Consider the following 26238-nt stretch of genomic DNA (forward strand, 5'->3'; position numbering starts at 1 on the left):
ATTCATGGGGCGAGTTTGAGGTGAGTTTATTAAGTAGGAATTAACTCGGAAAAAACCGCGAAGTTAACAATTTCGTTAACTTCGGGTTAAAAGATCTTACAGCTTCCAGTCCAATGCCAGAGTGATCGAACGAGGGTCACCCCAATACACGCCATTGTAAAAACCGACACGTTCGTAATATTTTTTATCAAATAGATTGTTGACGTTAATGGATGCCGAAACATGTTCGTCAAACTGGTAGCGCGACATCAGGTTGACCACGGTGTAGGCCTGCTGGGTGATCTTGGTCGGAGTCGTGATGAGGTCGCCGTCCTGGTTCCGGCCACCCGTTGGACGCCCGGCAAATTTGTAGAACTCGCTCTGCCAATTGACCGCGCCACCTACCGTCAACCCTCGCCATTCACCCGGCAGGCGATAGGCTGTCGACATCTTCAGCAGGTTCATCGGCTGATCGGTGTTGTTGCGTTGCTTATCGCCGTTGACCGAGTGGGTGTACGTGTAGCCTGCGGTGAGATTCCAGTCGGGCATCACTTCGCCTGACACCTCGACTTCAAAGCCCTGCACCTTGTTGCCTTTACCACCGGATTTATAGAACTGCTCGCGGGTCACCGGGTCGGGTGGCGCGGCGTTGTCGAGTTCGGCCACGTTATCCTGGGTGCTCCAGAAGTACGCGGTGGCCAGGTTCAACCGCTCGTTCAGCAGGCTGCCCTTGAGGCCGATTTCGTAGTTGCTGCCCACCACCGGTTCCAGGTATTTCTTGCTGGCGTCGCGTTCGTCCTGCGGGTTGAAGATATCGGTGTAGCTGGCATACACCGTGTATTGCGGTGTCAGGTCGTAGAGTAGCCCGGCGTAGGGCGTCCACATGTCGTTGTGGGTCTGGCGGGTTTTGGGTTCGGGGATACGCTGGTTATTGGCGTCATAGTCAACAGGAGTGCTTTCGATTTCCCAGCTGCCATACCGGCTGCCCAGTACCGCGTGAAGTCTGTCGGTCAGGCTCAGTCGAGTGGCCAGATACCCGGCTTTTTGTTGTTTGCTTGAGTGAGGGCCCTTGAGCCCAGTGGTACGGTCGGGGAACTTGACGATACCGCCCATATCTTGCCAATCAGGGATGGTTTCGTAGCCTTCGGGTGTGCTGTAACGCTGGTAGGGCGAGGAATCCCGCTGCTCCGACTCCCCATACCCCACCATCAATTCATGCTCGCGCCCCAGCAGTGTGTAGGTGCCGGCGAGGTTGAAGTCCACGGCATCCATTTTCGACGTGCCCACCATCTGGTTGGTCCAGGCGGTCATGCCGCTGCCGTCCGGATTCGGGAAGCCCGCGCCGCCGTAATAGACCTTGCCGTCGGTATCGCTCTGTCGGTGGGTGTAGGCGGCTTTCAGGCGCCAGTCCTCGGACAGTTTGTGGTCAAGGGAGGCAAAGGTGGTCTTGTCCTTCAGCGGCCAGGAGCTCCAGTCGGTGGCCATATTGGCGGAGCGTGACAGGCGGGCCTTGCCGCCATCGCTGTTCCAGTAGGGCAGTGTGCCCCATGAGGTGCCCTGAACATGCTTGTTCTGATAATCGAAGCCTACGGCTACCACGGTATCGTCTGTCAGGTCGGCCTCGAGAATGCCGTAGCCGACTTCCCTTTGCAGAGCGTAGTTGTCGCGAAAGGATTGGCTGTCGCGGTAAGCCATCACGGTACGTCCGCGCAGGCGCCCGTCAAATGCCAGCGGGCCGCCCACATCCAGGTAACTGTAGTAGTTGTCATGGCTGGCGCCGCTGACGCCGGCCTTGGCTTGCCACTGTGAAGTCGGGCGTTTGCGGATCATGTTGACCGTGGCCGAGGGATCGCCTGCACCGGTAGTCAGGCCGGTCGCACCGCGTACCACTTCGATACGGTCGTAGATGATGGTGTCGGCGTCTGACTTCATGCGCCCGAATGTATTGAGCATGCCATCCACCTGGAAATTGTTGATGGAGTAACCGCGCGATGAGTAGCCGGCGCGGTCCGAATCCAGGTGTTGGACGGTCACCCCGGTGGTCTGGCGCAGCGCATCGGTCAATGTATTGAGATTGAAATCATCCATCTGCTGGCGAGTGATCACCGAGATGGATTGCGGGGTGTCTTTGACCGACAGGTTCAGGCGGGTGGCGGTGCTCATGGAACCGGTGGTGTAGGCCCCGGTGTGCTCGGTGGTGGCACCCAGGCCTTCGGCGGTGATACTGGTGGCACCGAGTTCGAGGGCGTTGTTTTCGGGGTCGGTTTCAGCCAGCAGATCCGGGCTTGCTACCACAGTGAACAGGCCGAGGGTGAAGGTCATGGAACGCGTAAAGGGCGCGAACATCGCGGAAGACTCCTTGTCGTCTTTGCAGCCTTCTCAGTAAAAGAAGGCCTTGGCTCAAAGACGAAAGGAGGCGCGGAACTTTAGGGTTAAACGAGAATGATTGTTATCTTTCTATTGCAAGGGCTCTTGTAGCACCACGTCGGTGGTGCGCTTTTTCGGCTTGATCAGGCTGAAGTCGATCAGGCCTTTCTGCTGACGCTCGTAGGGGTTGCCGATCATCAAGGGGCGAGGCGTGAAGCTGTCGCTGACCAGGCTCTTGCTGCGGTCCCATTCATCGAAACTCAGGCCCGCCAGGTCCGCCCAGGTGTGGATCAGTTGGGAGCTGCTGTACGGGCGTTGCAGGTCGCCGGCGAAACTCCAGTCGTGGCTTTCGCGCCATTTGGGGGAGGCGTAGGCCATGAACGGGATGGTGTACATCGGCGCCGTCGGCTTGCCTTCGTTGCGCCCCAAGGTGGTGTGGCCGGCGGAGTCGAAAACGTCTTCGCCATGGTCCGACAGGTACAACAGGAAGCCATTGGGGTCGGTCTTGGCGTAGTCCTTGATCAGGCTCGACACCACAAAGTCGTTGTACAGCACGGCATTGTCGTAGCTGTTATAGGTCGGCAACTGCGCATCGCTGACGCCCTCCGGTACGCCTTGGCGATCGGTGAATTTGTCGAAGGTCGGCGGATAGCGGTACTGGTAGCTCATGTGGGTGCCCAAGAGGTGCACCACGATGAACTTGCGTTCGGCGGGGTCGGCCAGCGCCTTGGAGAAGGGGGCAAGCACGTCACCGTCGTACTGGCGAGCGTTCTGGTTGCGGTTGTTGTTCAGGTACACCTGCTCGTCGGCCTGTTCGGAAAAGGTTGTGAGCATGGTGTTGCGTTTGGTCATGGTTTGCTGGTTGGTGATCCAGTAGGTCTTGTAGCCGGCCTGCTTCATCACGCTGACAATCGACGGTGTCTTGAGGTACAGGTCCGGATTTTCTTCGTCGGCAAAGGTCAGCACCTGTTGCAGTGCTTCGATGGTGTAGGGGCGCGGTGTGATGACGTTATCGAACACTGCCAGTTGATCACGCAGCTTGTCCAGTTCGGGCGTGGTGTTGCGTGGGTAGCCGTAGAGGCTCATGCGCTGGCGGTTGGTGGATTCGCCGATCACCAATACCAACGTTGACGGCTGGCCAGCCATGCTGTCCTTGAGGTTTTTCAGGGGCGGGATCTGGCTGGCGCTGGTCAGCATGCCTTGCATGTTGTCCAGCTGTTCGGTGTAGCGGCGATAGGCAACAATCATCTGCCATGGCACGGCAGGCTCGATGCGGGTTTCGAAGCGATCAATAGCCTGTTCCATGTTATCGCTGGTGGCGATCTGCTTGACCAGCGGATAACCCACCACAGCCAGCACAATGGCGGCCGCGGCGAGCATCGACTGACCGCGAGGCAGATAGACCGGGCGCAAACGGGTCCAGAGGAACACGGCGAAGGCGGTATGAGCGATGAACGCCAGCACGATCCACCAGGCAAAATACTGGGTGGCGTATTCACCGGCTTCCGAAATGTTCGACTCGAACATGATGAAGATGACGCTTTGGGAAAATTCCTGCTGGTAGATGAAGAAATAACCCAGGCTGGCCATGGAGCAAGCCCACAGCACGACGCCGATCAACGCGGCGAGCAGGCGCGTACGGCGGGGGAACAGCAACATGGGCGCCAGCCACAGCGCGCTCATGAAGAAGGCTTGGCGAAAGCCACTGAAACCGGAGGTTCCGGTCAGTTGGATCAGCAGTTGGGTAATACCCGAGAAGTACCAGAAGAACAGAAACAGCCAACCAAGACCGGCCCAATCAAAGCCTTTCGCAGACGTAGTGCTGCGTTTGAACATCGCCATCCAGCGCTCCAACCCGATAATTTTTTCAGTTGACGCGCAGGGGCGCGCGCAACAGAGGCCACCCTTGCATGGGGCGGCCCTTCGGGCGGGAGTATCGGGAGAGGTATGTGAAAACTTTGTGAGATTTTTGTAGCTGTTATCTTACAAAGTGATCGCAAGACTCAGCAGAGTGCGGGCTGGACGCCGGCGGGCTGGTCCAACTGGGCTTGGATGATGTGCGAACGCAGGCGCATGACTTCCTGCTGCAGCTGTTCGCGTTCGTCTTTCAACTGGCGCAACTCATCACGTCGAATGGTGACATAGAGGGTCTGTGGCGGACGATTCATCTGTGCAGTGCTCATTGCTTACCTCGCAAATAGCCGGTATGTCGCGGTGTGCCAGAACGCTTGAGTCGAGGTTCTCGGCAGCAGTCGAGGCTAATTCTGAATTCTTTTTGCGGGCAATGGAACTTTTTTATTTTTGATGGTCCTGTGACTTTTTGTGCCGTGATGGTGAAACGATGGCAACTTTTTTCCATGAAACTACAGGTATCCGCGCTGGACTAACCCTCATTAGCCTCATTGCGCTATAAACTATGTCACACATTTTTTAGTAGTTAGGAGCATCAGCACATGCAACTGGGGATTATCGGACTAGGCCGCATGGGCGGGAATATTGCACGGCGCCTGATGCTCAATGGGCATACCACCGTTGTTTACGACCGTAACGAAGCATTTGTAAAAGGCCTGAGCGAAGAGGGCGCTACCGGCGTTGCCGATCTCAAGGCCCTGGTTGCCGGGCTGCAGAAGCCGCGCACCGTGTGGGTGATGCTGCCAGCCGGCGCACCGACCGAAGACACCATCAACGAATTGAGTACGCTGCTGGAAGACGGTGATGCAATCATCGACGGCGGCAACACCAACTATAAGGACGACGTCCGTCGGGCCAAGGCGCTGGCGGAAAAAGGCTTGCACTATGTCGACGTCGGCACGTCCGGCGGCGTCTGGGGCCTGGAGCGTGGTTACTGCATGATGATCGGTGGCGACGCCGAGACCGTGCAGCGCCTCGATCCTATCTTCAAGAGTCTGGCCCCTGGCCTGGGCAACATCCCGCGCACCAAGGATCGCTCAGACAGCGCTGACCCGCGCGCCGAGCAAGGCTATATCCACGCAGGCCCTGCGGGTTCCGGGCACTTCGTCAAGATGATCCACAACGGCATCGAGTACGGCATGATGCAGGCGTTCGCCGAAGGCTTTGACATTCTCAAGACCAAGAACTCGGAAAACCTGCCCGAAGACCAGCGCTTCGACCTGAATGTGGCCGATATCGCTGAAGTCTGGCGCCGTGGCAGCGTGGTGTCTTCCTGGCTGCTGGACCTGACCGCTGACGCCTTGGCCACCGACCCGAAACTCGACGGCTATTCCGGCTCGGTTGCCGACAGTGGCGAAGGCCGCTGGACCATCGAAGCGGCCATGGAGCAAGCCGTGCCGGTGCCGGTGCTGTCCACCTCGCTGTTCGCACGCTTCCGTTCGCGTCAGCAGAGCACCTACGGTGACAAAATGCTTTCTGCCATGCGCTTCGGCTTTGGTGGTCATGTGGAGACTTCCAAAAAATGACCGCCAACGGCAAGAAACCCAAGGCCGAACCCGCTCCACCCACCACGCTGTTTCTGTTTGGTGCCCATGGTGACCTCGTTAAGCGCCTGCTCATGCCGGCGCTGTACAACCTCAGTCGTGATGGCCTGCTGGGCGACGGCCTGCGTATTGTCGGCGTTGACCACAACGCCATCAGCGACGCCGATTTCGCCAAGAAACTCGAAGACTTCATTCGCACCGAAGCAGCGAGCAAGGTCAAGGGAAGTGGTGAAAACGCCCTGGACCCTGAGCGGTGGGCGCAATTGGCCAAGGGCATCAGCTACGTCGAGGGGGATTTCCTCGATGACAGCACCTATGCCGACATCGGCAAGAAGATCGCTGACAGCGGGACCGGCAACGCGGTGTTCTACCTGGCCACTGCTCCGCGCTTCTTCAGCGACGTGGTGCAGCGCCTGGGCAGCGCCGGCCTGCTCACGGAAACCGAAGACGGCTTTCGCCGCGTGGTCATCGAGAAGCCCTTTGGCTCCGACCTGGCCACCGCTGAGGCGCTGAACGCCAGCCTGCTCAAGGTGATGAGCGAGAAGCAGATCTATCGCATCGACCATTACCTGGGCAAGGAAACGGTGCAGAACATCCTCATCAGCCGTTTCTCCAACGTGCTGTTCGAAGCGTTCTGGAACAACCATTACATTGACCATGTGCAAATCACCGCCGCTGAAACCGTCGGCGTTGAAACCCGTGGCAATTTCTTCGAGAAGACCGGCACTCTGCGCGACATGGTGCCCAACCACCTGTTCCAGTTGCTGGCGATGGTGGCCATGGAGCCTCCCGCTGCCTTCGGCGCCGATGCCGTACGGGGTGAAAAGGCCAAGGTGATTGGCGCGGTGCGCCCTTGGTCGCTTGAAGATGCACGGGCCAATTCGGTGCGCGGGCAGTACACCGCCGGTGAAATCGGCGGCAAGTCGCTGCCGGGCTATCGCGAAGAGGCGAATGTCGCCCCGGACAGCAGCACCGAAACTTTCGTCGCCCTCAAGGTGATGATCGACAACTGGCGCTGGGTCGGCGTGCCGTTCTACCTGCGCACCGGCAAGCGCATGAGTGTGCGCGACACCGAAATCGTCATCTGCTTCAAGCATGCGCCCTACGCGCAATTTCGCGATACTGAGGTGGATGAGCTCAAGCCCACCTATTTGAAGATCCAGATCCAGCCCAATGAAGGCATGTGGTTTGACCTGTTGGCGAAAAAGCCCGGGCCGACCCTGGACATGGCCAACATCCAGCTGGGTTTTGCCTACAAGGACTTCTTCGAAATGCAGCCGTCGACGGGGTATGAAACCCTGATCTATGACTGCATGACCGGCGACCAGACCTTGTTCCAGCGCGCAGACAACATCGAGAACGGCTGGCGTGCAGTGCAGCCATTCCTTGATGCATGGAAGGAAGACGATGGGATCCAGACCTACAAGGCCGGTGAAGATGGTCCGGCTGCCGCCGACGCCTTGCTGGCCCGTGACGGCCGCACCTGGCATAGCCTCGGATGAGTGATGCCGCGATCCATCCCATCCGTTTTATCCTCAGTGATGTGGACGGCACGTTGCTGCATCCGGATCACAGCCTCAGCCAACGCACCGCCGACGCGGTGCGTGCCTTGCGTGACAGCGGGGTGTTTTTCAGCCTGGCCAGCGGGCGTCCACCCAAGGCCATGCTGCACTTGATCGAAACCTTCGGCATCGACGTGCCCGTCGCTGGTTTTAACGGCGGTACGCTGATCCATCCCGATGGCAGCATTCTGGTTGCCCATCATCTGCCGGCGGAGGCGGCGCTGGTGACGTTGGCGTTGTTCTCGGCTGAGCCGGAGGTGGAGGTCTGGGTGTTTGCTGACGGCGACTGGTTGCGCCGCGACCCGGCAGGGCCGATGGAGCCGCGCGAGGCTGAGGGACTGGGCTACGGGCCGGTCGTGGTGGAGAGCTTTGAACCCTACCTGGACCGTGTGGACAAGATTGTCGCGGCCAGCAACAACACGCAGTTGCTGGTGGAGCTAGAGGCGCAGTTGCAGCCCAAGGTGCAGGGGTTGGCCCAGGTGTCGCGTTCACAGCCGGTGTACCTGGACGTGACTGCAATGTTGGCCAACAAGGGCGAGGCCTTGAAAACCTTGGCGGCGCACCTCGGCATCGCCATGGAGCAGACCGTGGCTATAGGGGATGGCGGCAATGACCCTGCCATGTTTCAGGTGGCCGGGTTGTCGATTGCCATGGGCCAGGCTGAAGAAACCGTCAAGCGTCAGGCCAGCGTGGTAACCGGTAGTAATGTCGAGGACGGTGCCGCAGAGGCCATCGAGCGGTTTATTCTGGCTGCTCAATAAGCGTCGCGCGTTTTAACACTGAACTTGCGCTGATCTAAACCGATAAGCGCAAGTTGCAGTGGCGGATTACTTAGGCATTGCCCACGATTGCAACTGGTAGCCACTTTTATCGAGTTCGGCACGGGCCTGCAACAGCAAGTCTTCAAGTTGTGCCGGGTCGGTATAAGCACTCGACGACAGTTGTTTGCTACCAATACGGGTATTGGTTCGGTCGATGACGCTCAGGCTGAGGGCGCCATTGCCGTCATGCCAGGCCACGCACTGAAAGGGCTGGAAGGCACGGTCTGCGATCAAAAGAGCTTCGTTGATGCGGAGCGGGGCGTTCATGTGGGTTCTCTCTCATTGCCCATTCAAGTGAGTGCCGGCGGTTGGGCTGACCGTGCGGCGGGTTACTTGTACTGATGCACGATGGCGGGGTACGGGTCACATGTTAAAGCAACTATTTTCGATATTTAGTGATTAACGTCATGTAAGCGGCTGTTTTGAAAGCTGAATGGAAGTCTCGTCGACGCCTAACTTTTTCAGTCTGAACACCGGCTGATGGCTTTTTGCCCCGACTTATAGCGAAACGATACAAGGCCAGCGTCAAAACCTTGCTAGGGTAAGCGGCAGACGTCACAAACTATTGTTTCTAAATAACTTTAACAATGTTGACGCCAAGGAACAGTCATGGGTGGACCCCCCGTTCAACGTCGATTGCTAGTGGTTGATCCCTGTGACGACTGCCACGGGCTGCTGCCCGGTTTGCGTGCGGCGGGGTGGGAAGTCGACAGCTGCACCTTGGAAGGGGTCGGTGACCGGTCTTGCGATGTCGGCCTGTTGCGCCTGCAGCCCTATCACCTGGAACGTCCTGAAGCGGTCAAAGAACTGATCAGCCGCAGCGGCACTGAGTGGATCGCGGTGCTCAGCCAAGACGTGCTACGCCTGCAGAACGTCGGTGACTTCGTCTGCGAGTGGTTCTTCGATTTCCATACCTTGCCCTTCGATGTGGCTCGCGTACAGGTCACCCTGGGCCGCGCGTTTGGCATGGCACGCCTGCGTGGCAAGGGCTACACAGCGGTGGATGAACCCGAGCATGAGCTGCTGGGAGACAGTCGACCGATCCGCGAACTGCGCAAATTGCTCTCCAAACTGGCGCCCACCGAATCCCCGGTATTGATCCGTGGCGACAGCGGCACCGGTAAAGAACTGGTCGCCAAGACCCTGCACCGCCAATCCCAACGTCACGCCAAACCATTTGTGGCGATCAATTGCGGGGCGATCCCTGAACACTTGATCCAATCCGAATTGTTCGGGCATGAGAAGGGCGCGTTTACCGGTGCACACCAGCGCAAGATCGGGCGGATTGAAGCGGCCAACGGCGGCACCCTGTTTCTCGATGAAATCGGCGATCTGCCGATGGAGCTACAGGCCAACCTGCTGCGCTTTCTTCAGGAAAAACAGATCGAGCGAGTGGGGGGCAGCCAGCCGATTCCGGTGGACGTGCGGGTATTGGCGGCGACTCACGTCGACCTTGAAGCCGCCGTAGAGAAGGGCACTTTCCGCGAAGACTTGTACTACCGGCTCAATGTCCTGCAAGTGGTCACCGCGCCTCTGCGTGAACGGCATGGCGACATAGCGATGTTGGCCAACCACTTTTCACGTTTCTACAGCCAGGAAACCGGCCGCCGCCCACGCAGTTTCAGTGACGATGCGTTGGTCGCAATGGGTGAGCACGCCTGGCCAGGCAACGTCCGTGAGCTGGCCAATCGCGTACGCCGTGGGCTGGTCTTGGCCGAAGGACGGCAGATAGAAGCCGTTGATCTGGGATTGCAGGGTCAACAGGCAATTTCGCCGCCGATGGCTACACTGGAAGACTACAAGCACCGCGCCGAACGTCAGGCGCTGTGCGACGTGCTCAACCGGCACAGTGACAACTTGAGTGTGGCGGCCCGTGTACTGGGGGTTTCCCGACCCACGTTCTACCGGTTGCTGCACAAACACCAGATCCGCTAGGGCGGGTAAACCGAAAAGCCCCGCAACGACCCTTATCGTTGCGGGGCTTTTCCTTGTTTCGACTACCCGTAGTAGGCGCGAGCTTGTTGGCGAATACCGTCGTTTCAGTTAGAAGTAATAAGGGAATTTCAGGCTGAACGTAAAGTCCGGCGCATCATCCGTCATCCCGATCGCCAGGTTCGGCACAATCGTCAGGTTATCCGACGCCGCAATGGTCATGCCCACGTTGAAGTAGCCTGCGTTGGCATCGCTGGACACCACCGACTGCCAGTCCCCACCGTCAGGCTTGAGCTTGCTCTTGCGCTGTATCAGGTCGGAGACCGAGAACGACATACTCATCTTTTCGTTCAGGGCGAAGGCTACACCGACGCCGAGCTGGAAGCTGTCGCCCAGCCTGACTTTGCCGCCGACCTTCTGATTGACGTCACTGCTGATGTCGTCAAACGAATCTTCGAAGTTATGGGTGTACGAAAGCGAGCCAAACAGCACGGCCGGGTCGAAGGTCTTGACCAGCGAGATGCCCGGTGTGATCGACCAGACACCGTTACCGGTCGGCAGGCTTTCCGGTACATAGAGGTTGTCGTTGGTAGTTTGCCTGACCAGCTTGATGCCGAAGGGTTCTTTACCGGTCGGCGCCTTGACGCGTACCGAAACCACCGCGTCCGGCAAGGTAGGGGTTTCATCGAGGAATTTGTACGCCACGCCGAAGTTCACGTCACCGATGGTTGGATCGCGGCTGACGTCTGCTTCAGAGGTGGCAGTGGCATCATTGCCGGCGCCGCTCGATTGGTAGGTCGATTCGCGGTACACCACCGGCACGTTGACGTCGAACTGCCAACGGTTATCGACGTTGTAGCGACCGGTCAGGTCCAGGGTCCAGCTATCGGCTTTGATCCGGTCCAGGTTGATATTGCCGAGGAAGATAGAGTCCAACGCCAGGAAGCCGTTGAGGGTGAGCTGGCGGGCATCGTAACGCGCGTAGGTGATACCGGTTTCAACGCTGAACTTGCCGTTGCCGAAAAAGCCGCTGGCCTCGTTATAGAGGTTGCTCACGCTTTGTGCAGGGGCTGAGTCGTCCTTGAGTGACTGACCGTAAGAACTGCCGCCACCACCTGCACCACCAGAGGCTGCTGCTGCGCCCGTACCTGCCACGGTCGTGCCACCTTTCTTGAAGTCTGCCGGGGACTTGGCCAGGCGCTTGGGCGCGGGTGCCGCGGGTTGGTCCTCCACCTGGCGCACCCGTTGCTCTAACACCGCCAGGGCTTTTTGCTGTACATCGTACCGCTGCTTGAGTTCCAGAAGTTCCTGTTTGAGGGTCTCGATATCGGCGTCTGGCGCGGCATACAACACGGATGCGGGCAACAGCGTACTTAAACAGACCACCGCACGTAGCGATAACGATCGATGCATGAAATAAGCCGTCCTGTTCTGAATGCGAAAGTGCCGAGGGTCAGCGTAGTTCAATAACCGAGAGTGCGTAGGCCTTTGAGTTGATCCAGGTTGCAGTTCAACGCCGGGTTGTTCAGGCCGTTATTCATCACCACATTGAGTTGGGTCATATTGGTGACGAAGTTGGCATTACCGGTCAGGACGATGGCCTGGCCCAGATTACCGCCACCGATTTGTTGGAGGCTGTTGCCTTGATTATTCTTGGACTGGATCGCCATCTGCAGGCCGCCGTTTCTCGCCGAAACAGCAATATCGCCCGCAGCGCTGGTGCCGTTGACTATTCCACCTGCCAGCAGTACCTGCCCGGATTGCACGACATTCGTGGGGGCCAAGCCATTTTCAGTCACGTTGATACCTACATTGTTGTAGCCCGTATTACCGTCACCGGCTGTACGTACGCTCTGAGTGACGCCTTGGCCACTGCCCAGGCCTGCTCCGCCGGTCACGGTGCCGGTGCCCGGCCCCTGGTTCGTGCCTGAACCTGATGAGCCGGTGGTTTGTACATAGAATTGCGGTGTGATGGTGGACGCGTCGACCTGCATGCTTGCCGTGCCCTTGATGATGTCTCCGGCAGCGTTTTGAAACGTGCTGCTCATGACGATGCCGAAGCTGATAATCCGCCCCGGCATCACATATCGACCGCGCAACTCGGCCATTTCCGAATCCTTGAGTTCGATCGGTTTAAACCCCGATGAAGCATAAGCGGGCATTGAGGCTGCCAGACACAAGACCGTCAGCCAACGGGAAGTGTTCATCTGCTGCTCCTGGAGCGTCCTGCCCCTTATTGCGCTTCTGTTAAAAGAAGTCGCTCTGGATGAAACCGAAATCCATCAGCTCTGCATCGCCTACGGGCCTGAACTCATTCATCTGGTTTTTGGCGGTCAGCGGTGTGGGTGGGTCGAGCAAGGCGTTGGCCTTGTCGTAACCTTCACCCAGGATGGCGAAGACAATGCCATTCCAGCCTTTGACGAAGTCGTCGTGTGAATAGCGTTTATGGCCCAGCACCGGGTCGCCGATATAGACCCAGTCCTTGTCCGCGCGCTGTAACACCACGAAGTGCTTGTAGCCACGAATCTCCAGCAGCACCACCACAGGGATTTTCACGGTCACCAGGGTCTCTGGCCCGATCTTGTAACCCCGGGCACGCATGCCGATGCTTTCGAGGTAGCGCTTCATGTCCAGCATGGAAAAACCCTGGGTACGTACCAGGTCTTGGTCTGCATTGACCAGCATGCCTTTGATGACGTGGTCTTCGTCTACGTCCAGCCAATAGCCCTGGCGCAGGATGGTGGCGAGTGCCGCAGCACCGCAGCTGAAATCGGTTTTCTGTTCCACCAGGTTGGCGAACCGGCGTTCACGGATACTCTCGACCTTCTTGTAGATGACTGCACCGCCAGGCATGGCGGAGATCGCCATGGTGCCTGCCCAGGTTGGGCCGGTGAGCAACATCAGGAGGGTAAGGGTCGCGAGGCGCATGATCGTGTGACCTGTTGGACACTGGAATAAAAAAGGGCCTTGTTGCCAAGGCCCGATTGGATCAGAAGCGCACGCCGCTGGTGCAAACGGTGCAACCTTGACCGATCGACAGGCTGTTGCTGCCTTGGTTGCCGGCGCCGGATTGCAGGTTTACACCTGTGTTGCCGGAGTTGCGGTTAACCGAGTTGTTGAGGCTGGAGTTGTTCGATACGTACTGAGGTTTGCCATAATGGCCATACCCGGAAGTAGCGGTGTTGAGGTAGCTGTTGGCGAGCGAGTTTTGCTCGGTGTTGGCGGCCGCTGCGATGTTTTTGCCATCAGCGGTGGTGATTGCCAGGTTGTTTTTACCTTGGTTGCCTTGACCGGCTTGGCCGTTGTAACCGACGTTACCGGAGTTGCCGTTAACCGAGTTGTCCAGGGAGGCATTGTTTTGCGTGCCTTTGTTAACGAAGTTGTTCAGACCGCTGTTTTGATTCACATCGACCACGGCGAACACGCTTGCATAGTCACCTTTGGCACTGGAGATGGCGCCAGAGTTGTCTGCCTGGTTGCCACTGCCAGCCTGAGCGTTCACACCGGTGTTACCGCTGTTGCTATTAACCGAATCATCGGCAGAGGCGTTGTTTTCGGTGTTGGTGTCGTCGAAGCGGTTGCCTGCGCTGTTTTGTACGTCTGTCACGACAGAGGCAACAACACCGGTTGGTTGAGGCGCAGGGTGCCAGCCATTTGCTTGAGCAGCAGCAGCCATGAGTGCGGCGAGAGCGAAAACCAGTGGTTTCAGAGCCATTTGAGGTTTCATGGTGTTTCTCCTTGCTTCTAATTAGTTGGTTAAGTGTTGGTACGGTCTAACGTGTGCTACCAAGCTGTTACTTGATAGTGATGCCCAAGGTGTTAGCCACTCGGTTCCCCACCCCGGCACTCTGGTTCACCTGAATCACTCCTCGGCTGCCGGTGAAGGCCTGGTCGCTTGTCACGACCTGGCGGCTGCCAGTGGTGGGGGTGAGCCCTGAGTCGGTTGCCAGCGTCGTCGTGTTCTGTTGCAACAGGACGCTGTCGTCGATGCTTTGCGGGCCAGGGTTGAGGCTGATCCGCACGGCATTGATTGATTGGTTATTGGCCCCGACCGACTGGTTGATGCCCAGCATGCCGTTGCCATTGGTAAAAGAAGTGCCCTCGATCGTCGCCTTGGCGCTCAGGGCGGGGTCGACCTTGCCATCCATATTCTGGACAGTGCGGGTGGAGGCCTGGCCCCCGAGCGCTACGGCGCGATTGTTGGCCGATTGCTGTTGGTTGCCCGCCGCCTGATTGATCATCACGTTGCCGACATAGTCTTTGCCGCTGTTGTTGATCACCGCAGTGTTGTCGGCCATGGCCGCGGCGCTGCCCAGCAGGGCCAGAATGAGCAACGAACGGTTCATTATTTGCCCCCCATCATGCTGCCGATGTTGTTCAGGGGCGCCATGCCACGCTGGATCGAGTCGCTGATCTGCCCGCCCATGCTGCTGCCCGCACCATGACCGGCTGCCGAGCCGGCACCCAGGGTCGACATGCCGTTTTGGGTGGCGGTCAAGTGGTTCAGGTTGCTGGTGGACTGAATCGAGCGGGCAATGCTTGAGCCGCTGCTGATGCCGCCAATCGCCGAATCACTGAGTTCGCCGGTGGCGCTGATGATGTCCCGGCTTGGATTTGCGTTAGCCGTGGTTGGGTAGGGGTCTTTGCCGAATGAAGGTCGACCGTACATGTGCCCTTGTACGTCGCGGCCCGTCACAATAACGCCGTCACCCGCAAAGCTCGGAACACTGATGCCGGCACTGAGTAAACAGCTGATCAGCAATACGTTCAGCGACGCTTGATTGAGTGTGATCACGGCGGTCTTCCTTATGCTTCGCGCTGACCCTAAACAGCGCTGTAAGGGATAGAGCAGAAGCCGTGCCGCTTTCTATTTGTCTTGATTATTCATGGGGTTAGGTTTTTTGTGGGGCAAAGTGATGTCACGGCTGTTTCATCCGTGAGACAGCGCCAAGTGGAACCCTTGCACTTCTGTCATCGCACAAACGTTTCATCCCGCTGTATCAGTGTTGAAACACTGTCCATGACAAAACCATGAATCCGCTCCGCACGGGCGATTCAGGCCGACAGTGTGTTAAAAAAACGTACACTCCACGCGCACAGAACCCTGTGCCTGTAGGCAATGGCTCAGCCTTTCGGTGCTTTACGCGGGATGGAATTGAGTACGGGGTTGCCGTCCTGGTTCTGGGTCAGGTAGACCGGCAGAACCTTGGGCAGGGAGGGAACGAGGTTGTTGACCTCGTTGATGTTGTAGATGCCGCCGATGCGGATCGTGCCGGTGTTGGCGTCGGCGAGCATCACCGGTTTGCTCAGGTAGCGGTTGATCAGCGGTAGCGCGTCGGCCAGGGCCAGGTTGTCGAGGATCAGCTTGCCCTGGCGCCAGGCCAGCGCCGTGTCGTTGGGACTCATCGTCCTTACGCGCGGCGTGGCATCGCCGTGTTGGAAGTTGGCCTGCATGCCAGGGGTCAGTGGCACGCTGCCATGCACTTTGTCGCTGGAGATCTGCACCGAGCCTTCGAGCAGCGTCACGCGCACCTGGTCTTCATACTTCCACACGTTGAACTGAGTGCCCGTGACCCGCACCTGGCCTTCGCCGGCGTGCACGATAAACGGATGCGCAGTGTCATGACTGACCTTGAAGAACGCTTCGCCTTTCTTCAGCGTTACGCGGCGCTGGTCTTTGTAATTGCTATAGACCAATTGGGTGCCCAGGTTGAGTTCCACCTGGCTGCCATCCCCGAGCGTCACCTGGCGCAGGCCATGGGTGGCATCAAAGCGTTCATAGGAACTGGGCAGCCATCCCGCTTCCCAGCCGGTAAAGGCCGCCAGGGGCAGGGCGACCAGACAGATCGCGGCCGCTACCGCATAGGTGCGCAGGCGACGACGGGGCTTGAAGGGCACCACCGTTGTCGTGGGTTCATTGCGTGGCAGGTGGTCGGCGACGTCCCAGATTTCCAGCATGGCCGCGTACTCGAAAGCATGCAGCGGGTGGGCATCGTGCCATTGTTCAAAAGCCCGACGTTCACTCGCGGTGCAATCAACCGCGTGCAGGCGCATGCACCAATGCGCGGCAGCGTCGGTGATGGCGTCGTATTCGGCTTCTGAAAGGGACTTTTCGGTCATTGACTCATCCTGATTTCCCACATTCTAACCTCCGCAGGCCGGTGGCGAGAACAGCCGTCATGGCGATTGCACATCAATTGGAACTTATTCTTGTTTGAGAGCGCCTAAAAAATTCAGGACATTCCCACAATGGAGAACGAATATGCTGAAGAAAACCTTAGTCGCTGTGTGCGCAACCACTGCACTGCTCAGTGCTGGCGCAGCCCTGGCGGATAAACCGGGGGCGGGCTGGATTACCATTGAAAAGGCTATTGAAGTCGCCAAGACCAAGGCCGGTTATGTCGAGGTTTACGCGGCCGAAGCCGATGACAATGGCTATTGGGAAGTCAAAGGGCGCAAGTCCGACGGCACAGTCTATGAAGCGCGTATTGATGGCGCGTCGGGCAATGTTCTGCGCGATCAGAAAGACTGACGCTGCCCGCCGGGAGCCCGTTCGGGCTCCCAGCTCCAATGGGGCGCCGGAACATTTAACGCGTACCCTGTTCAGGGTCGAGTGCGCGCCCCATTTCACAAATAAGCCTGGCAACGGAGTCGGCGTTGCGCAGAATCGTGTCAATGCGTTTGTCGGCTGATGCGGTATCTAAAAATGCTCTACGTGCCTCATCAATGCTCGTGCTGGCTGTGGTTTCCAGGATTGCCTTGGCGGCTAGATCTTCCGAGTTGGAAGCGTCCATGGTGACCCAATTACCGGAGTTGCCGGAGGTGCCAGAGCTCCCGGACCTAGGGTACCAACGCGAGAACAGCTGATTAAACGGCGTGCGCAGCGACAGAACGTTGTGCTGAAAGGCTTGCAACAGTGTGTGTTCGAACCTGCCTCTTTGATTCGTGGTGTCAATCAGGTCCGCGAAGGGCCGACGCGCCTCTATGTAGGTGATATCTTCGGCGCGCGCGTAGAGATGGGCGAACTCGTGAATCAGTGTGGCCGCTCGCGCATGGCCGTCAATGTTGAAGGGTTCGGTCAACAGAGTGATGTACTTGTGCCGGAGTTGTTGATCAAAAAACAGCTCGGTAAAGAACACTTGGTTTTTTCTGTCGCCGGAGACAGTGAACGCGATCACCCTTTGCGAGGGATTTCTGTTCGCCCCGACCACAAAACGTGAGGTGTCCCACCCGTCGAGGTCCGGGTCTACCAAGGCTTTGCACAGCGGGGTGATGGCATCATGCACTTTCTTCAGGAGGCCAGCATCAACGTTTTTGACGTCAAACAGCCGCTTCAGGAAGTCATCAAGGCGTGTGCCGGGCGTCAGGCGTCGGAGTTGAACCAGGTTATGCATCGCGCGCAATGCGTAGAGGCGTGCGATGTCCAGGGCCTCGATAATCTGCTGGGCCTTGATCGGGTAGATTCGGCGAATTTCATCCATGCCAGTCGCTTCGATATTCATGTCAAGCGAGGCGTTCAAACGCGTCACATAATGATTACCCAGCCGCGTGATCGCTTGGCCGTATTGCAGCGGGTGATAATGCGGGGCCAGCACCTGTTGCTGCCGAGGGGTACGGGATAGCAGCGGGCCGTCACTGTTGGTGGACAGGCCGGCGATCCTCAGTTGTGGGCTATTTTTGATCGGGTAAACCTTGCCCTCCACGGCACCGTAGAGCGACCTGCCGTCGGCAGCAGCGTAGAGGCCGGTTTCCGCCTGTTTTTTCAAATCTATCAACGCCACTTGGCTGGTTTCGTAGGTTTGCAGGCGTGTGCGCCTGGGGTCGATCACGTCGATGTCCTTGACGGTCGGCGCGACGACTGTGTCGGAGGGGCTCAAATCGCGTTCGTTCACTTCTTTGTAGACAGGGGGAGCTGCTTTGGGAGCTGGCGTGCGCATCAGCCGCTCCAGCCTTGCCATTGTTGCAACACCAAGAATGAATGAGCGCAGTGCATCCTGCCAATGATGCTGTTGCAGTGCCTCGGCAGAGTCTTTGAACAGTTTATAGCTCTGCCAGATCACCACCGGTATCTGCAGCGTTCCTGGCAAGAATTGCGCGACGATCCGCACGCCGCCGCTCAAGAGGCTTTTGACGGTGCCCCATAAACCCGCGCCATCGGGGTCCTGCTGGTGTTTCAGCATCCGCCCCATCACCACTTGGTTGTCCTGATAGAGCTGCTTGATGGCGTGACCTCTTATTGGGTGATTGGCCAAGGTGATGTCGGAGGTGGCACCTGCTGTGCTGATCAGCAAATTTTTATACGTCGTCTTATCTGCGCCTTCCAGGTGGGCGATGATCCAGTCCTGCAGCATGCCTGGGGCATTCAGGTGGAGGAGAAACTGCGCCTGGTGCTCGAACTCCATGAAGCACTGCCCTGGGTAGTAAGGCGCATAGAGAATCAACGGCCCAGTAGCACCGGCACCCATCACGTAAAGACCCAGTGCCTTGACGATTCTGGCGCCAGGTGTCGCAATCATCTCAAGGGGCCGAATACTTGCAGTGGCGCCCGAAATCGTGGCTCGGGCGACGGCGTCCGGCATGTCGAAGACCTGACGAATCAGGTTGTAGCCAGCCTCCGATAACCGCTCCTGCAGTTTCAGCGCATGGGCCTGTTGCAACAGTTGCCAGGGTAATTGCCGGATAAAACGCAGCTCACGCTCCAGTGCACCTGGTTGCCCTGAGGCTAGTTTCTCTTTCAGGTAGTCCTGAGTGGCCTGGGCGATGTTCAATTTAAGCAGGAGTGGCCGGATCGTTGATTCGGTCAGTTGGGTTACCGCCGACTCCACAGTGAAGGCACTCGCCTGCTCATTGATGTGGGCCAAGGCGTAATCGGTGAGGTTCTGTCGTTGACCACCCATGGCAAGCCGTGGCGTGATAAACACGTCTTCCGGGTCAACAGAATAGTCCACCAGCATCTCGTTCAGCGTGTCGTGAACCCGCTGGCGTAGCGAGGAACACTCATACAGATAGTCTTTTTGATCCAGGGTGTTGAGCCGATATTGCTCAAGTAACTCAGCATGGTGCTGCTGTTCAGCAGGGCTCGCCATGCCGAGCCAAGCGGGTAGTGAGCGTTGTGCCATAAAATGATGGGCGAGCTGTGCAGCCCCCCCAAGGACAGGGGTAGGCAGTACCGCCATAAGATTTAACAGTGCTTTGCCATTTGGCTTCTGTGCCAACCAATGGGCCCTTTGTGCGATGTAGTGGTCGATCCAAGACTGCTGGCGATTTTCGCTGATCGGTTCGGTGATCAGCCAGAATGCCCCCAAGCTGTAGTTGGCATGCGGCTGGCGTTGGCGCGGGTCCAGGTTTTCCAACAGTGCCAAGCACGCGCAGGGGTCGCTCAGGCGCTCCTCAAGCTGTTGTTTTGCCACGGAGGGAGAAACGAAACTTTCCAGGCCCCAGGCCGGTGTCCAGAGAATGGCGCGACCCGAATGCTGGTGATCAAGTCCACCGCGCTCGGTGATCATCAGGCAATTGGCCAGGCTGTGCCGCAGTGCTTCTTCATCGCGTTGGACGGTGATGCGATAGGCATCGGGGATAAACCCTTCCAGGTCTTCCCGTCGACGACGGTCAGGGTTGAACGGGTCAAACACGGCTTGAATGATGGCCTCATCCCTGGCGTCCAGGGTCTTGTTAAGACGTCGCAGATAGGCCTGGTGGCGTATCGCGTTGGACATCATGACCCCCATCTGCGGTAGCAGGTCCTGAAGATGTTTACGGGGGGCGTCGTGGATGCCCTGCTCTTTGTAGTGGGCCAACACCTGATTGACGATCCGATTGAGCGACCTCACGTCCACATGAGTCAGTTGCTGCCCATAAGCGGTGTGGTCTGGCTTGTAAACGCCGTAATGGCGGGTTTCAGGGACCGGGCCAGCCCCTTCGGCCAGACGTGCGGCGAAATGATCCGCCAGGCTATGGCTGTCCAGTGGCAGCACAAGGGGGTAGGGGGGCGCATCGTCGGTGTAGCGATTGATGTACACCCGTTCAGGGTCGACTGCCTGCCGCTCGCGGCTCGACAAGGCTTCGGCCAGCGGGGCGGTGATCGACGGCAGTGGTTTGACCAGGTTCTCCAGCGCGTCGGGGATATCAATCAACTGTTTATGCGCCTGCTCCGCTCGTTTAGCGGCGACCGAAATGGGCCGAAGCGGGTCGGCCAACACTGAGTGGGTGGTCCAGCGGTGCGCAGTGTCCAGCGTCAAGAGCTTGTCATCGATCATGAAGCGCACGTCCATGGCATGATCCAGCAACGCCGAGAGGTTGATATCGCCGCGTTCGCGTCGGAATTGGCCGAGCACGTAGATCAGGTTCTGTTTCTGTTTGTCGATGATGCCCTCCATCAGGTGTTCAAACACGTTGCCGACGATGAGGTTGCCGCTGACCGACGGTTGGTTGAAACCGATAAACCACAGGCGCTCCTCCAGGGACAGAGCGTTGTAGACATCATCTTCATAGGCCGGGGCCTTAACCATTGCCTTCAGGGTATGAATCAGGTCGTCGTGATCGGCCAGTACCTGCAGCCCCTTGGGCGGCGAGTAAAACCAGGTCTGCACATCGCTGATCATCACCGAATTGGTCAGTTCGACGAAGTGAGACGCGCGCTCCCAGAACCTCACCGTCTCGACACGTAATCCGTCACTGGCGTGGGAGCGCGGCGCGCCGTCCGGAAGGTAAAGCGCGGCCAGTTTATCGGCGTGTTCAGGCGTAATGATTTCACTCTGGCGTTTGAACAGTAGGTCGATCCGAGCCTTGTGCGCCATGGTGTGTGCCAGGAATTCACGGCGTGAGGTGCCGTTTGGCGACTCTGTGTTCCAAAACGTCTCAAGGGTATTCTGCAAGAACGACGACAATTGTTCTGATGCCTGCTTCAGGCCATCTTCCCAGCGGGTTGCGTTGTTGGCGGCGGTGATGGCGTAGGGATGGGAGTACTCGCGGGTCTGCCCCGCCGGCCAGGCTTGCTGACGGTAAAGCATCAGGAGCGCCTCGCTGATCGACAGCGAATTGACCCACTGCCGTGGCTTCCCTTCGGTGGATAGCAATTTGAACAAGTTGATTCGGGTTTGGCTGGGCTCAAGCCCGGGGAAGAGTGGGTGGAAGACCGACCTGAGCAGCGACTGGAGCATCATGTCGAGGCTGGGCAATTTCACCAGCTCGGCGAGCACGGCTTGCAGGTTGAGCGTTTGCTGCTGCTCCACGGCTTTTCTCTGCTGGTCAAATACATCGCCCTCAATATCCACTGGTGTCAGCACCAGAGGGGATGACAGCTTCAATCCCGAACGCGTGCCCAGCGCAATGAACTGCAAGAGCTCATCGGCTTTGGCCGGCGTCTTGAGGCGTTCAGTCAACTCACTTAGCAACAGAGTCCGACTGTCGAATTTTTCCAGCCCGCCATAGGGCGTGTAGAGAAAGGCGCGGGTGTAGGTGCCTGTTGAACTCATCATGAAACTGCCCACCAGTTCCTGCTCGGTCGGGCTGTTTTTGTTCAGCCAAAGCGTCTGGGCGATCATGGGGGGCACCTGCTTGCCCCGTACCTCATGGCTGCTCAAAGGCAGATTGCGCAAGAACCCCCTGTCGTTGGCATCAATGCCAAAGTGTCGTTCGCGATCGCGTTCCTTCCAGACCGAACGCAGGACTTCAGGAAAAAAGTAAGGCGGTTGTACCTGACTCATAGGGTGGACCCTCAAAGGTGCGGAGGCGGTGCGAATAGCCCGTCCGGGACGTCGTGAGCCTAGAGTCGTGGTACGCGGGTTCGGCAGTAGATATGTCTGATGCGCCGGGCTGCTTGTCGTGGTCGACAGTCACGCGCGAAACACTGTTTAATCGTGACTGCCGATTGTTCGTACGCACTGCCCCTTCCAATAATTAAACGGGAGCTACCGATGTCTGCATCGCCTTTGGATCACGCCCCTTCAACCACGCACCTGAGCTATGAGGCCTTGACGCTGCTGTTGCAGCGCATCTTTATCCGGCAGGGCACGTCTGAATCGGTGGCTCAGGTACTGGCCGAAAACTGCGCCAGTGCCGAACGCGACGGGGCCCATAGCCACGGGGTGTTTCGCGTGCCCGGCTACGTCTCGACGTTGAACAGCGGCTGGGTCGACGGCAAGGCAGTGCCCATCGTTGAAGACGTTGCCAGCGGCTTTGTGCGGGTGGATGCGGTGAATGGTTTTGCCCAGCCGGCGCTGGCAGCTGCCCGCTCACTGTTGGTGGACAAGGCCCGCAGTGCCGGCATTGCGCTGCTGGCCATTCACAATTCCCATCACTTTGCGGCGTTGTGGCCCGACGTCGAACCCTTTGCCGAAGAAGGCCTGGTGGCGCTGAGTGTGGTCAACAGCATGACCTGTGTGGTGCCCCATGGCGCCGACCGGCCGTTGTTCGGCACCAACCCGATTGCGTTCGCTGCACCACGGGCGGACGGCCCTCCCATTGTGTTTGACCTGGCCACCAGCGCCATCGCCCACGGCGACGTGCAAATTGCCGCGCGCAAAGGTGAGCGCCTGCCGCCGGGCATGGGCGTCGACAGCCTGGGTCAGCCGACCCAGGACCCCAAGGCCATTCTTGAAGGCGGTGCGCTGTTGCCGTTTGGCGGGCACAAGGGCTCGGCGCTGTCGATGATGGTCGAGTTGCTGGCCGCCGCGTTGACGGGCGGTAACTTCTCGTTCGAGTTCAATTGGTCGGATCATCCAGGTGCGCGCACGCCATGGACGGGCCAGCTGGTGATTTTGATCGACCCGAGTAAAACCACCGGGCAAAACTTTGCCGAGCGCAGCCAGGAGCTGGTGCGGCAGATGCATGCGGCGGGGTTGCGGCGCTTGCCGGGGGACCGGCGTCATCGCTCGCGGGCGAAGTCGCAGGAAATCGGTATAGAGATTAACGCGCAGGATTTAAAGCAGTTGCAGGAATTGGCCGAAGATTGACGGGGGCTGCGCCAGCAGCGCAGCCCCCGTTGCTCAGTTACGGCGACCGAGCAGCAGGCCCACCACCAGGCCGAAACCGGCGCTGATCGCCACGGTCTGCCATGGGTGGCCACCGATGTAGGTCTCGGTGGCATCGACCACCGGCTTGCTGCGCTCGCGCACATTGGACACCGAGTCCAGGGCTTGTTTGAGCTTGATGGCGACCTGCTCACGCAGGGTTTCACCTTCTTCGCCTACCAGGGAGGCGCTGCTTTTGAGCAGTTTGTCCGATTCTTCGATCAACGCGGTCAGTTCGCTGAAGGCTTGATCCTTGATTTGGTCTTCGACAGCTTGGGCAGCGGATTTGCGGGCCATTGTGTGACTCCTTGCGGGTGAATGGGACAGTGATCAATGGAGTGCCGGGCGATGGCAAAAGTTGCAGTTTTTTTGCTAAGGCCCGGCCTTGAGCAAAATCCGAATCTGGAATATTCGACCTACAGTGTAAGATGTCGCCTATTTATGCAGCAGGTAATTCAACATGAGCTTCAATCTCGCCAACAAGACCCTCGCCGAACGCGCCGAGCTGGAAGATGAAAAGTCGCGTCTCTACGACCTGTGGCAAACCAATCTGGGCAAGGCCAAGGGCGAGGCCGCGCGGTTGTTCGGCGAGCGCGCCAAGCGTAAGGGCAAGTGGGCCGAGTGGGTGCGCGCCGAACTCGACGGCATGTCGCCGCCGGAGTTTTCGAACATGGTGCGCAGCGAAGTCAACAAGCTGATGGCCGCGGCCAAGTAAAGCTCGCCACAATCGCTTCACGCACTTTCAGCAACAGCGGATCAAGCTGCGCCTGGGTACGCCAGCCCAGTTCCACCGGGTAGCGCGGCAAGGCCAGCGGGCAGGGCAGCACGCGCAGGCCGGTCATCTGCGCGATGGCCTGTGCCGCATGCCCAGGAATGGTCGCCACCGCCTGACTGCCCTTGAGCAGAAAGGGCAGCGCGGCGAAGTGGCTGGTGGACGCACATACCTGGCGGCTCAGCCCCAGCGCCGCCAAGCCCTCGTCAGTAATCCCGATAAACCCGCCGGATGACACCAGCACATGCTCGCGTGTGACGAATTCCTCCAGGCTGATGCTGGCTTGGTCCGAATCCACCAGACAGCGGTAATCGCCTTCTCCCAGTACTTGGCGACTCAGCCGGCCCTGAGCAAAGCCACCGGCTGTGATAGCAAGATCCAGGGTGCGGTCGAGGAGGGCGCCCGCGACGATCTGGCTATGGGTCTGACGGAAAATCACCCGCAGCCTGGGCGCCCGTTGTGCGATGGCCTCGATCAGCCGGCGGCCGTACGCAATTTCGAAATCATCGGATAAACCCAACACCACTGACCGACCCTGATAGTGCTGATTGTCCGGATCAACCATGGCCAGGCTCTGCCGGCAGCGTTCCAGTGCTTCACTGATTACCGGTTTCAGTTGATTGGCCCGCAAGGTCGGCGCCAGGCCACGCCCGGTGCGCACGAACAATTGATCACCATACACCTCGCGCAAGCGCCGCAAGCCTGCGCTGACGGCCGATTGCGTCACGCCCAGGCGCAAGGCGGCGCGGCTGGCGCTGGACTCGTCATGCAGGGCTTCGAAGGTTTTCAGTAGGTTCAGATCGACCTGGGCGATATTGATTTGGCTCATATCATTCAGCACTGAAGTGGGCTATATTCATGATCGAGGCTGACGGGAGAATGGGCAACCCCTTTATCTGGAGTGAATGCGATGCCTGTTTCTACTGTGGCGGCCCTGCAAATCGGATCCCTGCCTGGCGGCAAGGGCGAAACCCTGGCGCAGATCCTCAGTTATGAGGACGAGATCCTGCGCAGCGGTGCGCAATTGGTGGTAATGCCCGAGGCGCTGCTGGGTGGCTATCCCAAAGGTGAGGCATTCGGCACGCAGCTGGGTTATCGGCTGCCGGAAGGTCGCGAAGCCTTCGCGCGTTATTTTGATAATGCGATCGATGTGCCAGGCCCTGAAACGCAGGCGCTGGCAGGCCTGTCGGCGCGCACTGGCGCCAGCCTCGTTCTCGGTGTGATCGAGCGCAGCGGTAGCACGCTGTATTGCACGGTGCTGTATTTCGAACCGGCGGGCGGTCTGGTGGCCAAGCACCGCAAGTTGATGCCTACCGGCACCGAGCGGCTTATCTGGGGCAAGGGCGATGGCTCGACCCTGCCGGTGATCGATACGGCAGTGGGACGTGTCGGCGGCGCGGTGTGCTGGGAAAACATGATGCCGCTGCTGCGTACGGCGATGTACGCCAAGGGTGTGGAGGTCTGGTGCGCGCCGACGGTGGACGAGCGCGAGATGTGGCAGGTGAGCATGCGCCATGTGGCCCATGAGGGACGTTGCTTTGTGGTGAGTGCGTGCCAGGTGCAGGCGTCGCCCGAGGCACTGGGGGTTCAGGTGGCGAACTGGCCGGCCGAGCGTGCGTTGATTGCAGGTGGCAGTGTGATTGTCGGGCCCATGGGGGACATTCTGGCAGGGCCGTTGCTTGGAGAAGCCGGGCTGCTGACGGCGCAAATCAACACGGATGACTTGGTGCGTGCGCGGTATGACTATGACGTGGTGGGGCACTACGCCCGGCCGGATGTTTTCGAACTTGTGGTGGATGAGCGGGCCAAGCCAGGCGTGCGCTACATCACCGACTAAAACGCAATCGTTCGGTGTGCAGCGTCGGTTGCATGGCGGTCACCAGGTGGCCGTGTTGGGCATGTCCAACGTACCACGGTCGACAAAGCGCATCGTGCCGAACAGTCCACCCGCCAGTTTGCCGCGCAACACGTAGGGCAGGTTGTTCAAACTCTGGGTCTGGCTCAGGCCCAGGGTCTGGCGCAAGACAGAAAACGCCGAAACACTGACCGGCACCGTCAGAACCGTCTCGGAAAAGCGTGGGATGGATCCGCTTTGATCACTCACCCCTGACGCCAGCGGCCGGCCATTGACCTCCAGGTCCAGGGCCACGCCGTTGTAGTCGATCGCCGTGTCATTAGGGTTCTGCACCCGCATTTTCACGGCGAATCGCACTTCCAGGTCCTGGCTTTGCAGGGGCTCGAGACCCACCACGTTGATGTTCACCGGGTCGCGGTTGGGGAACAGCGCGCAGGCGCTCAGGGTCAGTAGCAACAGCGATAGAACCATGAGCTTGCGCATTG

At 58.7% G+C, this 26238-nt stretch carries 23 protein-coding genes; 8 read left to right on the forward strand and 15 right to left on the reverse strand.

The annotated features are described in order from the left end of the window. Positions 1–96: 96 nt before the first annotated feature. The 3 genes from AB4N92_RS24510 to AB4N92_RS24520 form a co-directional block, all read right to left on the reverse strand. Positions 97–2325 carry a TonB-dependent siderophore receptor gene (locus AB4N92_RS24510; protein ID WP_010210853.1) on the reverse strand — a complete coding sequence of 743 codons (2229 nt, stop codon included), beginning with the start codon at positions 2323–2325 and terminating at the stop codon, positions 97–99. A 111-nt stretch (positions 2326–2436) separates the two neighbouring features. After that, positions 2437–4188: a phosphoethanolamine transferase CptA gene (locus AB4N92_RS24515; RefSeq protein WP_010210852.1), complete on the reverse strand. Its 1752-nt coding sequence runs from the start codon at positions 4186–4188 to the stop codon at positions 2437–2439. 161 nt (positions 4189–4349) lie between these two features. After that, a complete protein-coding gene (locus AB4N92_RS24520; protein WP_010210850.1) occupies positions 4350–4514 on the reverse strand; it encodes a DUF6026 family protein in 165 nt (54 codons plus the stop codon). A 285-nt stretch (positions 4515–4799) separates the two neighbouring features. Here AB4N92_RS24520 and gnd point away from each other — a divergent pair, with 285 nt between their 5' ends. From gnd to AB4N92_RS24535, 3 genes are read left to right on the forward strand one after another with little or no spacing between them, the layout of a single operon-like run. Continuing rightward, positions 4800–5783 (forward strand): phosphogluconate dehydrogenase (NAD(+)-dependent, decarboxylating), encoded by a 984-nt coding sequence (gene gnd / locus AB4N92_RS24525; protein WP_021491799.1) that lies wholly within the window; start codon positions 4800–4802, stop codon positions 5781–5783. Continuing rightward, entirely contained in the window at positions 5780–7303 is a 1524-nt protein-coding gene (gene zwf, locus AB4N92_RS24530) for a glucose-6-phosphate dehydrogenase (protein WP_460128487.1), read from the forward strand. The genes gnd and zwf overlap by 4 nt, the downstream gene beginning before the upstream one ends. Continuing rightward, positions 7300–8124 carry an HAD family hydrolase gene (locus tag AB4N92_RS24535; RefSeq protein WP_183701701.1) on the forward strand — a complete coding sequence of 275 codons (825 nt, stop codon included), beginning with the start codon at positions 7300–7302 and terminating at the stop codon, positions 8122–8124. The genes zwf and AB4N92_RS24535 overlap by 4 nt, the downstream gene beginning before the upstream one ends. Before the next feature lie 66 nt (positions 8125–8190). On the opposite strand, the gene AB4N92_RS24540 is transcribed toward AB4N92_RS24535, so the two are convergent. Then, the gene (locus tag AB4N92_RS24540) at positions 8191–8451 is read right to left on the reverse strand and encodes a hypothetical protein (protein ID WP_010210845.1); all 261 of its coding nucleotides are present in this window, start codon (positions 8449–8451) and stop codon (positions 8191–8193) included. A gap of 342 nt (positions 8452–8793) precedes the next feature. On the opposite strand from AB4N92_RS24540, the gene AB4N92_RS24545 reads away from it, so the two are divergent. Then, the gene (locus AB4N92_RS24545; protein ID WP_010210844.1) at positions 8794–10119 is read left to right on the forward strand and encodes a sigma-54 dependent transcriptional regulator; all 1326 of its coding nucleotides are present in this window, start codon (positions 8794–8796) and stop codon (positions 10117–10119) included. A 108-nt stretch (positions 10120–10227) separates the two neighbouring features. Here AB4N92_RS24545 and AB4N92_RS24550 read toward each other — a convergent pair whose 3' ends face one another. From AB4N92_RS24550 to AB4N92_RS24580, 7 genes are all read right to left on the reverse strand, one after another. Continuing rightward, complete coding sequence (locus AB4N92_RS24550; RefSeq protein ID WP_021491795.1) at positions 10228–11529, reverse strand: transporter; 1302 nt, start codon at positions 11527–11529, stop codon at positions 10228–10230. A gap of 50 nt (positions 11530–11579) precedes the next feature. After that, on the reverse strand, positions 11580–12323 hold the full coding sequence (locus tag AB4N92_RS24555; protein WP_021491794.1) for a hypothetical protein: 744 nt from the start codon (positions 12321–12323) through the stop codon (positions 11580–11582). Positions 12324–12363: 40 nt separating this feature from the next. Beyond that, a complete protein-coding gene (locus AB4N92_RS24560) occupies positions 12364–13044 on the reverse strand; it encodes a C39 family peptidase (RefSeq protein ID WP_010210841.1) in 681 nt (226 codons plus the stop codon). A 61-nt stretch (positions 13045–13105) separates the two neighbouring features. Then, a complete protein-coding gene (locus AB4N92_RS24565; protein WP_010210840.1) occupies positions 13106–13843 on the reverse strand; it encodes a hypothetical protein in 738 nt (245 codons plus the stop codon). 67 nt (positions 13844–13910) lie between these two features. Continuing rightward, entirely contained in the window at positions 13911–14462 is a 552-nt protein-coding gene (locus AB4N92_RS24570; RefSeq protein ID WP_198581605.1) for an adhesin, read from the reverse strand. Beyond that, positions 14462–14911 (reverse strand): hypothetical protein, encoded by a 450-nt coding sequence (locus AB4N92_RS24575; RefSeq protein WP_021491793.1) that lies wholly within the window; start codon positions 14909–14911, stop codon positions 14462–14464. The genes AB4N92_RS24570 and AB4N92_RS24575 overlap by 1 nt, the downstream gene beginning before the upstream one ends. A 329-nt stretch (positions 14912–15240) precedes the next feature. Further along, positions 15241–16236 (reverse strand): FecR family protein, encoded by a 996-nt coding sequence (locus tag AB4N92_RS24580; RefSeq protein ID WP_236267201.1) that lies wholly within the window; start codon positions 16234–16236, stop codon positions 15241–15243. Between the two features lie 142 nt (positions 16237–16378). Between AB4N92_RS24580 and AB4N92_RS24585 the strand changes: the two genes are divergently transcribed. Then, the gene (locus AB4N92_RS24585; protein ID WP_010210833.1) at positions 16379–16648 is read left to right on the forward strand and encodes a PepSY domain-containing protein; all 270 of its coding nucleotides are present in this window, start codon (positions 16379–16381) and stop codon (positions 16646–16648) included. 55 nt (positions 16649–16703) lie between these two features. Here the strand turns inward: AB4N92_RS24585 and AB4N92_RS24590 are convergent, their stop codons facing one another. Further along, the gene (locus AB4N92_RS24590; protein WP_236267200.1) at positions 16704–21821 is read right to left on the reverse strand and encodes a dermonecrotic toxin domain-containing protein; all 5118 of its coding nucleotides are present in this window, start codon (positions 21819–21821) and stop codon (positions 16704–16706) included. A 210-nt stretch (positions 21822–22031) separates the two neighbouring features. Here AB4N92_RS24590 and AB4N92_RS24595 point away from each other — a divergent pair, with 210 nt between their 5' ends. Next, positions 22032–23069 (forward strand): Ldh family oxidoreductase, encoded by a 1038-nt coding sequence (locus AB4N92_RS24595; RefSeq protein WP_010210831.1) that lies wholly within the window; start codon positions 22032–22034, stop codon positions 23067–23069. A gap of 33 nt (positions 23070–23102) precedes the next feature. Here the strand turns inward: AB4N92_RS24595 and AB4N92_RS24600 are convergent, their stop codons facing one another. Then, the gene (locus tag AB4N92_RS24600; RefSeq protein WP_003217958.1) at positions 23103–23423 is read right to left on the reverse strand and encodes an ElaB/YgaM/YqjD family protein; all 321 of its coding nucleotides are present in this window, start codon (positions 23421–23423) and stop codon (positions 23103–23105) included. A gap of 163 nt (positions 23424–23586) precedes the next feature. Here AB4N92_RS24600 and AB4N92_RS24605 point away from each other — a divergent pair, with 163 nt between their 5' ends. Next, on the forward strand, positions 23587–23841 hold the full coding sequence (locus AB4N92_RS24605; protein WP_003190904.1) for a hypothetical protein: 255 nt from the start codon (positions 23587–23589) through the stop codon (positions 23839–23841). On the opposite strand, the gene AB4N92_RS24610 is transcribed toward AB4N92_RS24605, so the two are convergent. Then, entirely contained in the window at positions 23813–24727 is a 915-nt protein-coding gene (locus AB4N92_RS24610; protein WP_181195581.1) for a LysR family transcriptional regulator, read from the reverse strand. The two genes, AB4N92_RS24605 and AB4N92_RS24610, sit on opposite strands and share 29 nt — an antisense overlap. Before the next feature lie 81 nt (positions 24728–24808). Here AB4N92_RS24610 and AB4N92_RS24615 point away from each other — a divergent pair, with 81 nt between their 5' ends. Next, positions 24809–25735, forward strand: a complete 927-nt coding sequence (locus tag AB4N92_RS24615) for a carbon-nitrogen hydrolase family protein (RefSeq protein ID WP_010210818.1) — start codon at positions 24809–24811, stop codon at positions 25733–25735. A gap of 39 nt (positions 25736–25774) precedes the next feature. On the opposite strand, the gene AB4N92_RS24620 is transcribed toward AB4N92_RS24615, so the two are convergent. Then, complete coding sequence (locus AB4N92_RS24620; protein ID WP_021491787.1) at positions 25775–26236, reverse strand: LEA/WHy family protein; 462 nt, start codon at positions 26234–26236, stop codon at positions 25775–25777. Positions 26237–26238: the final 2 nt, after the last annotated feature.

This window comes from Pseudomonas sp. S3_A09 (genome assembly GCF_054668065.1).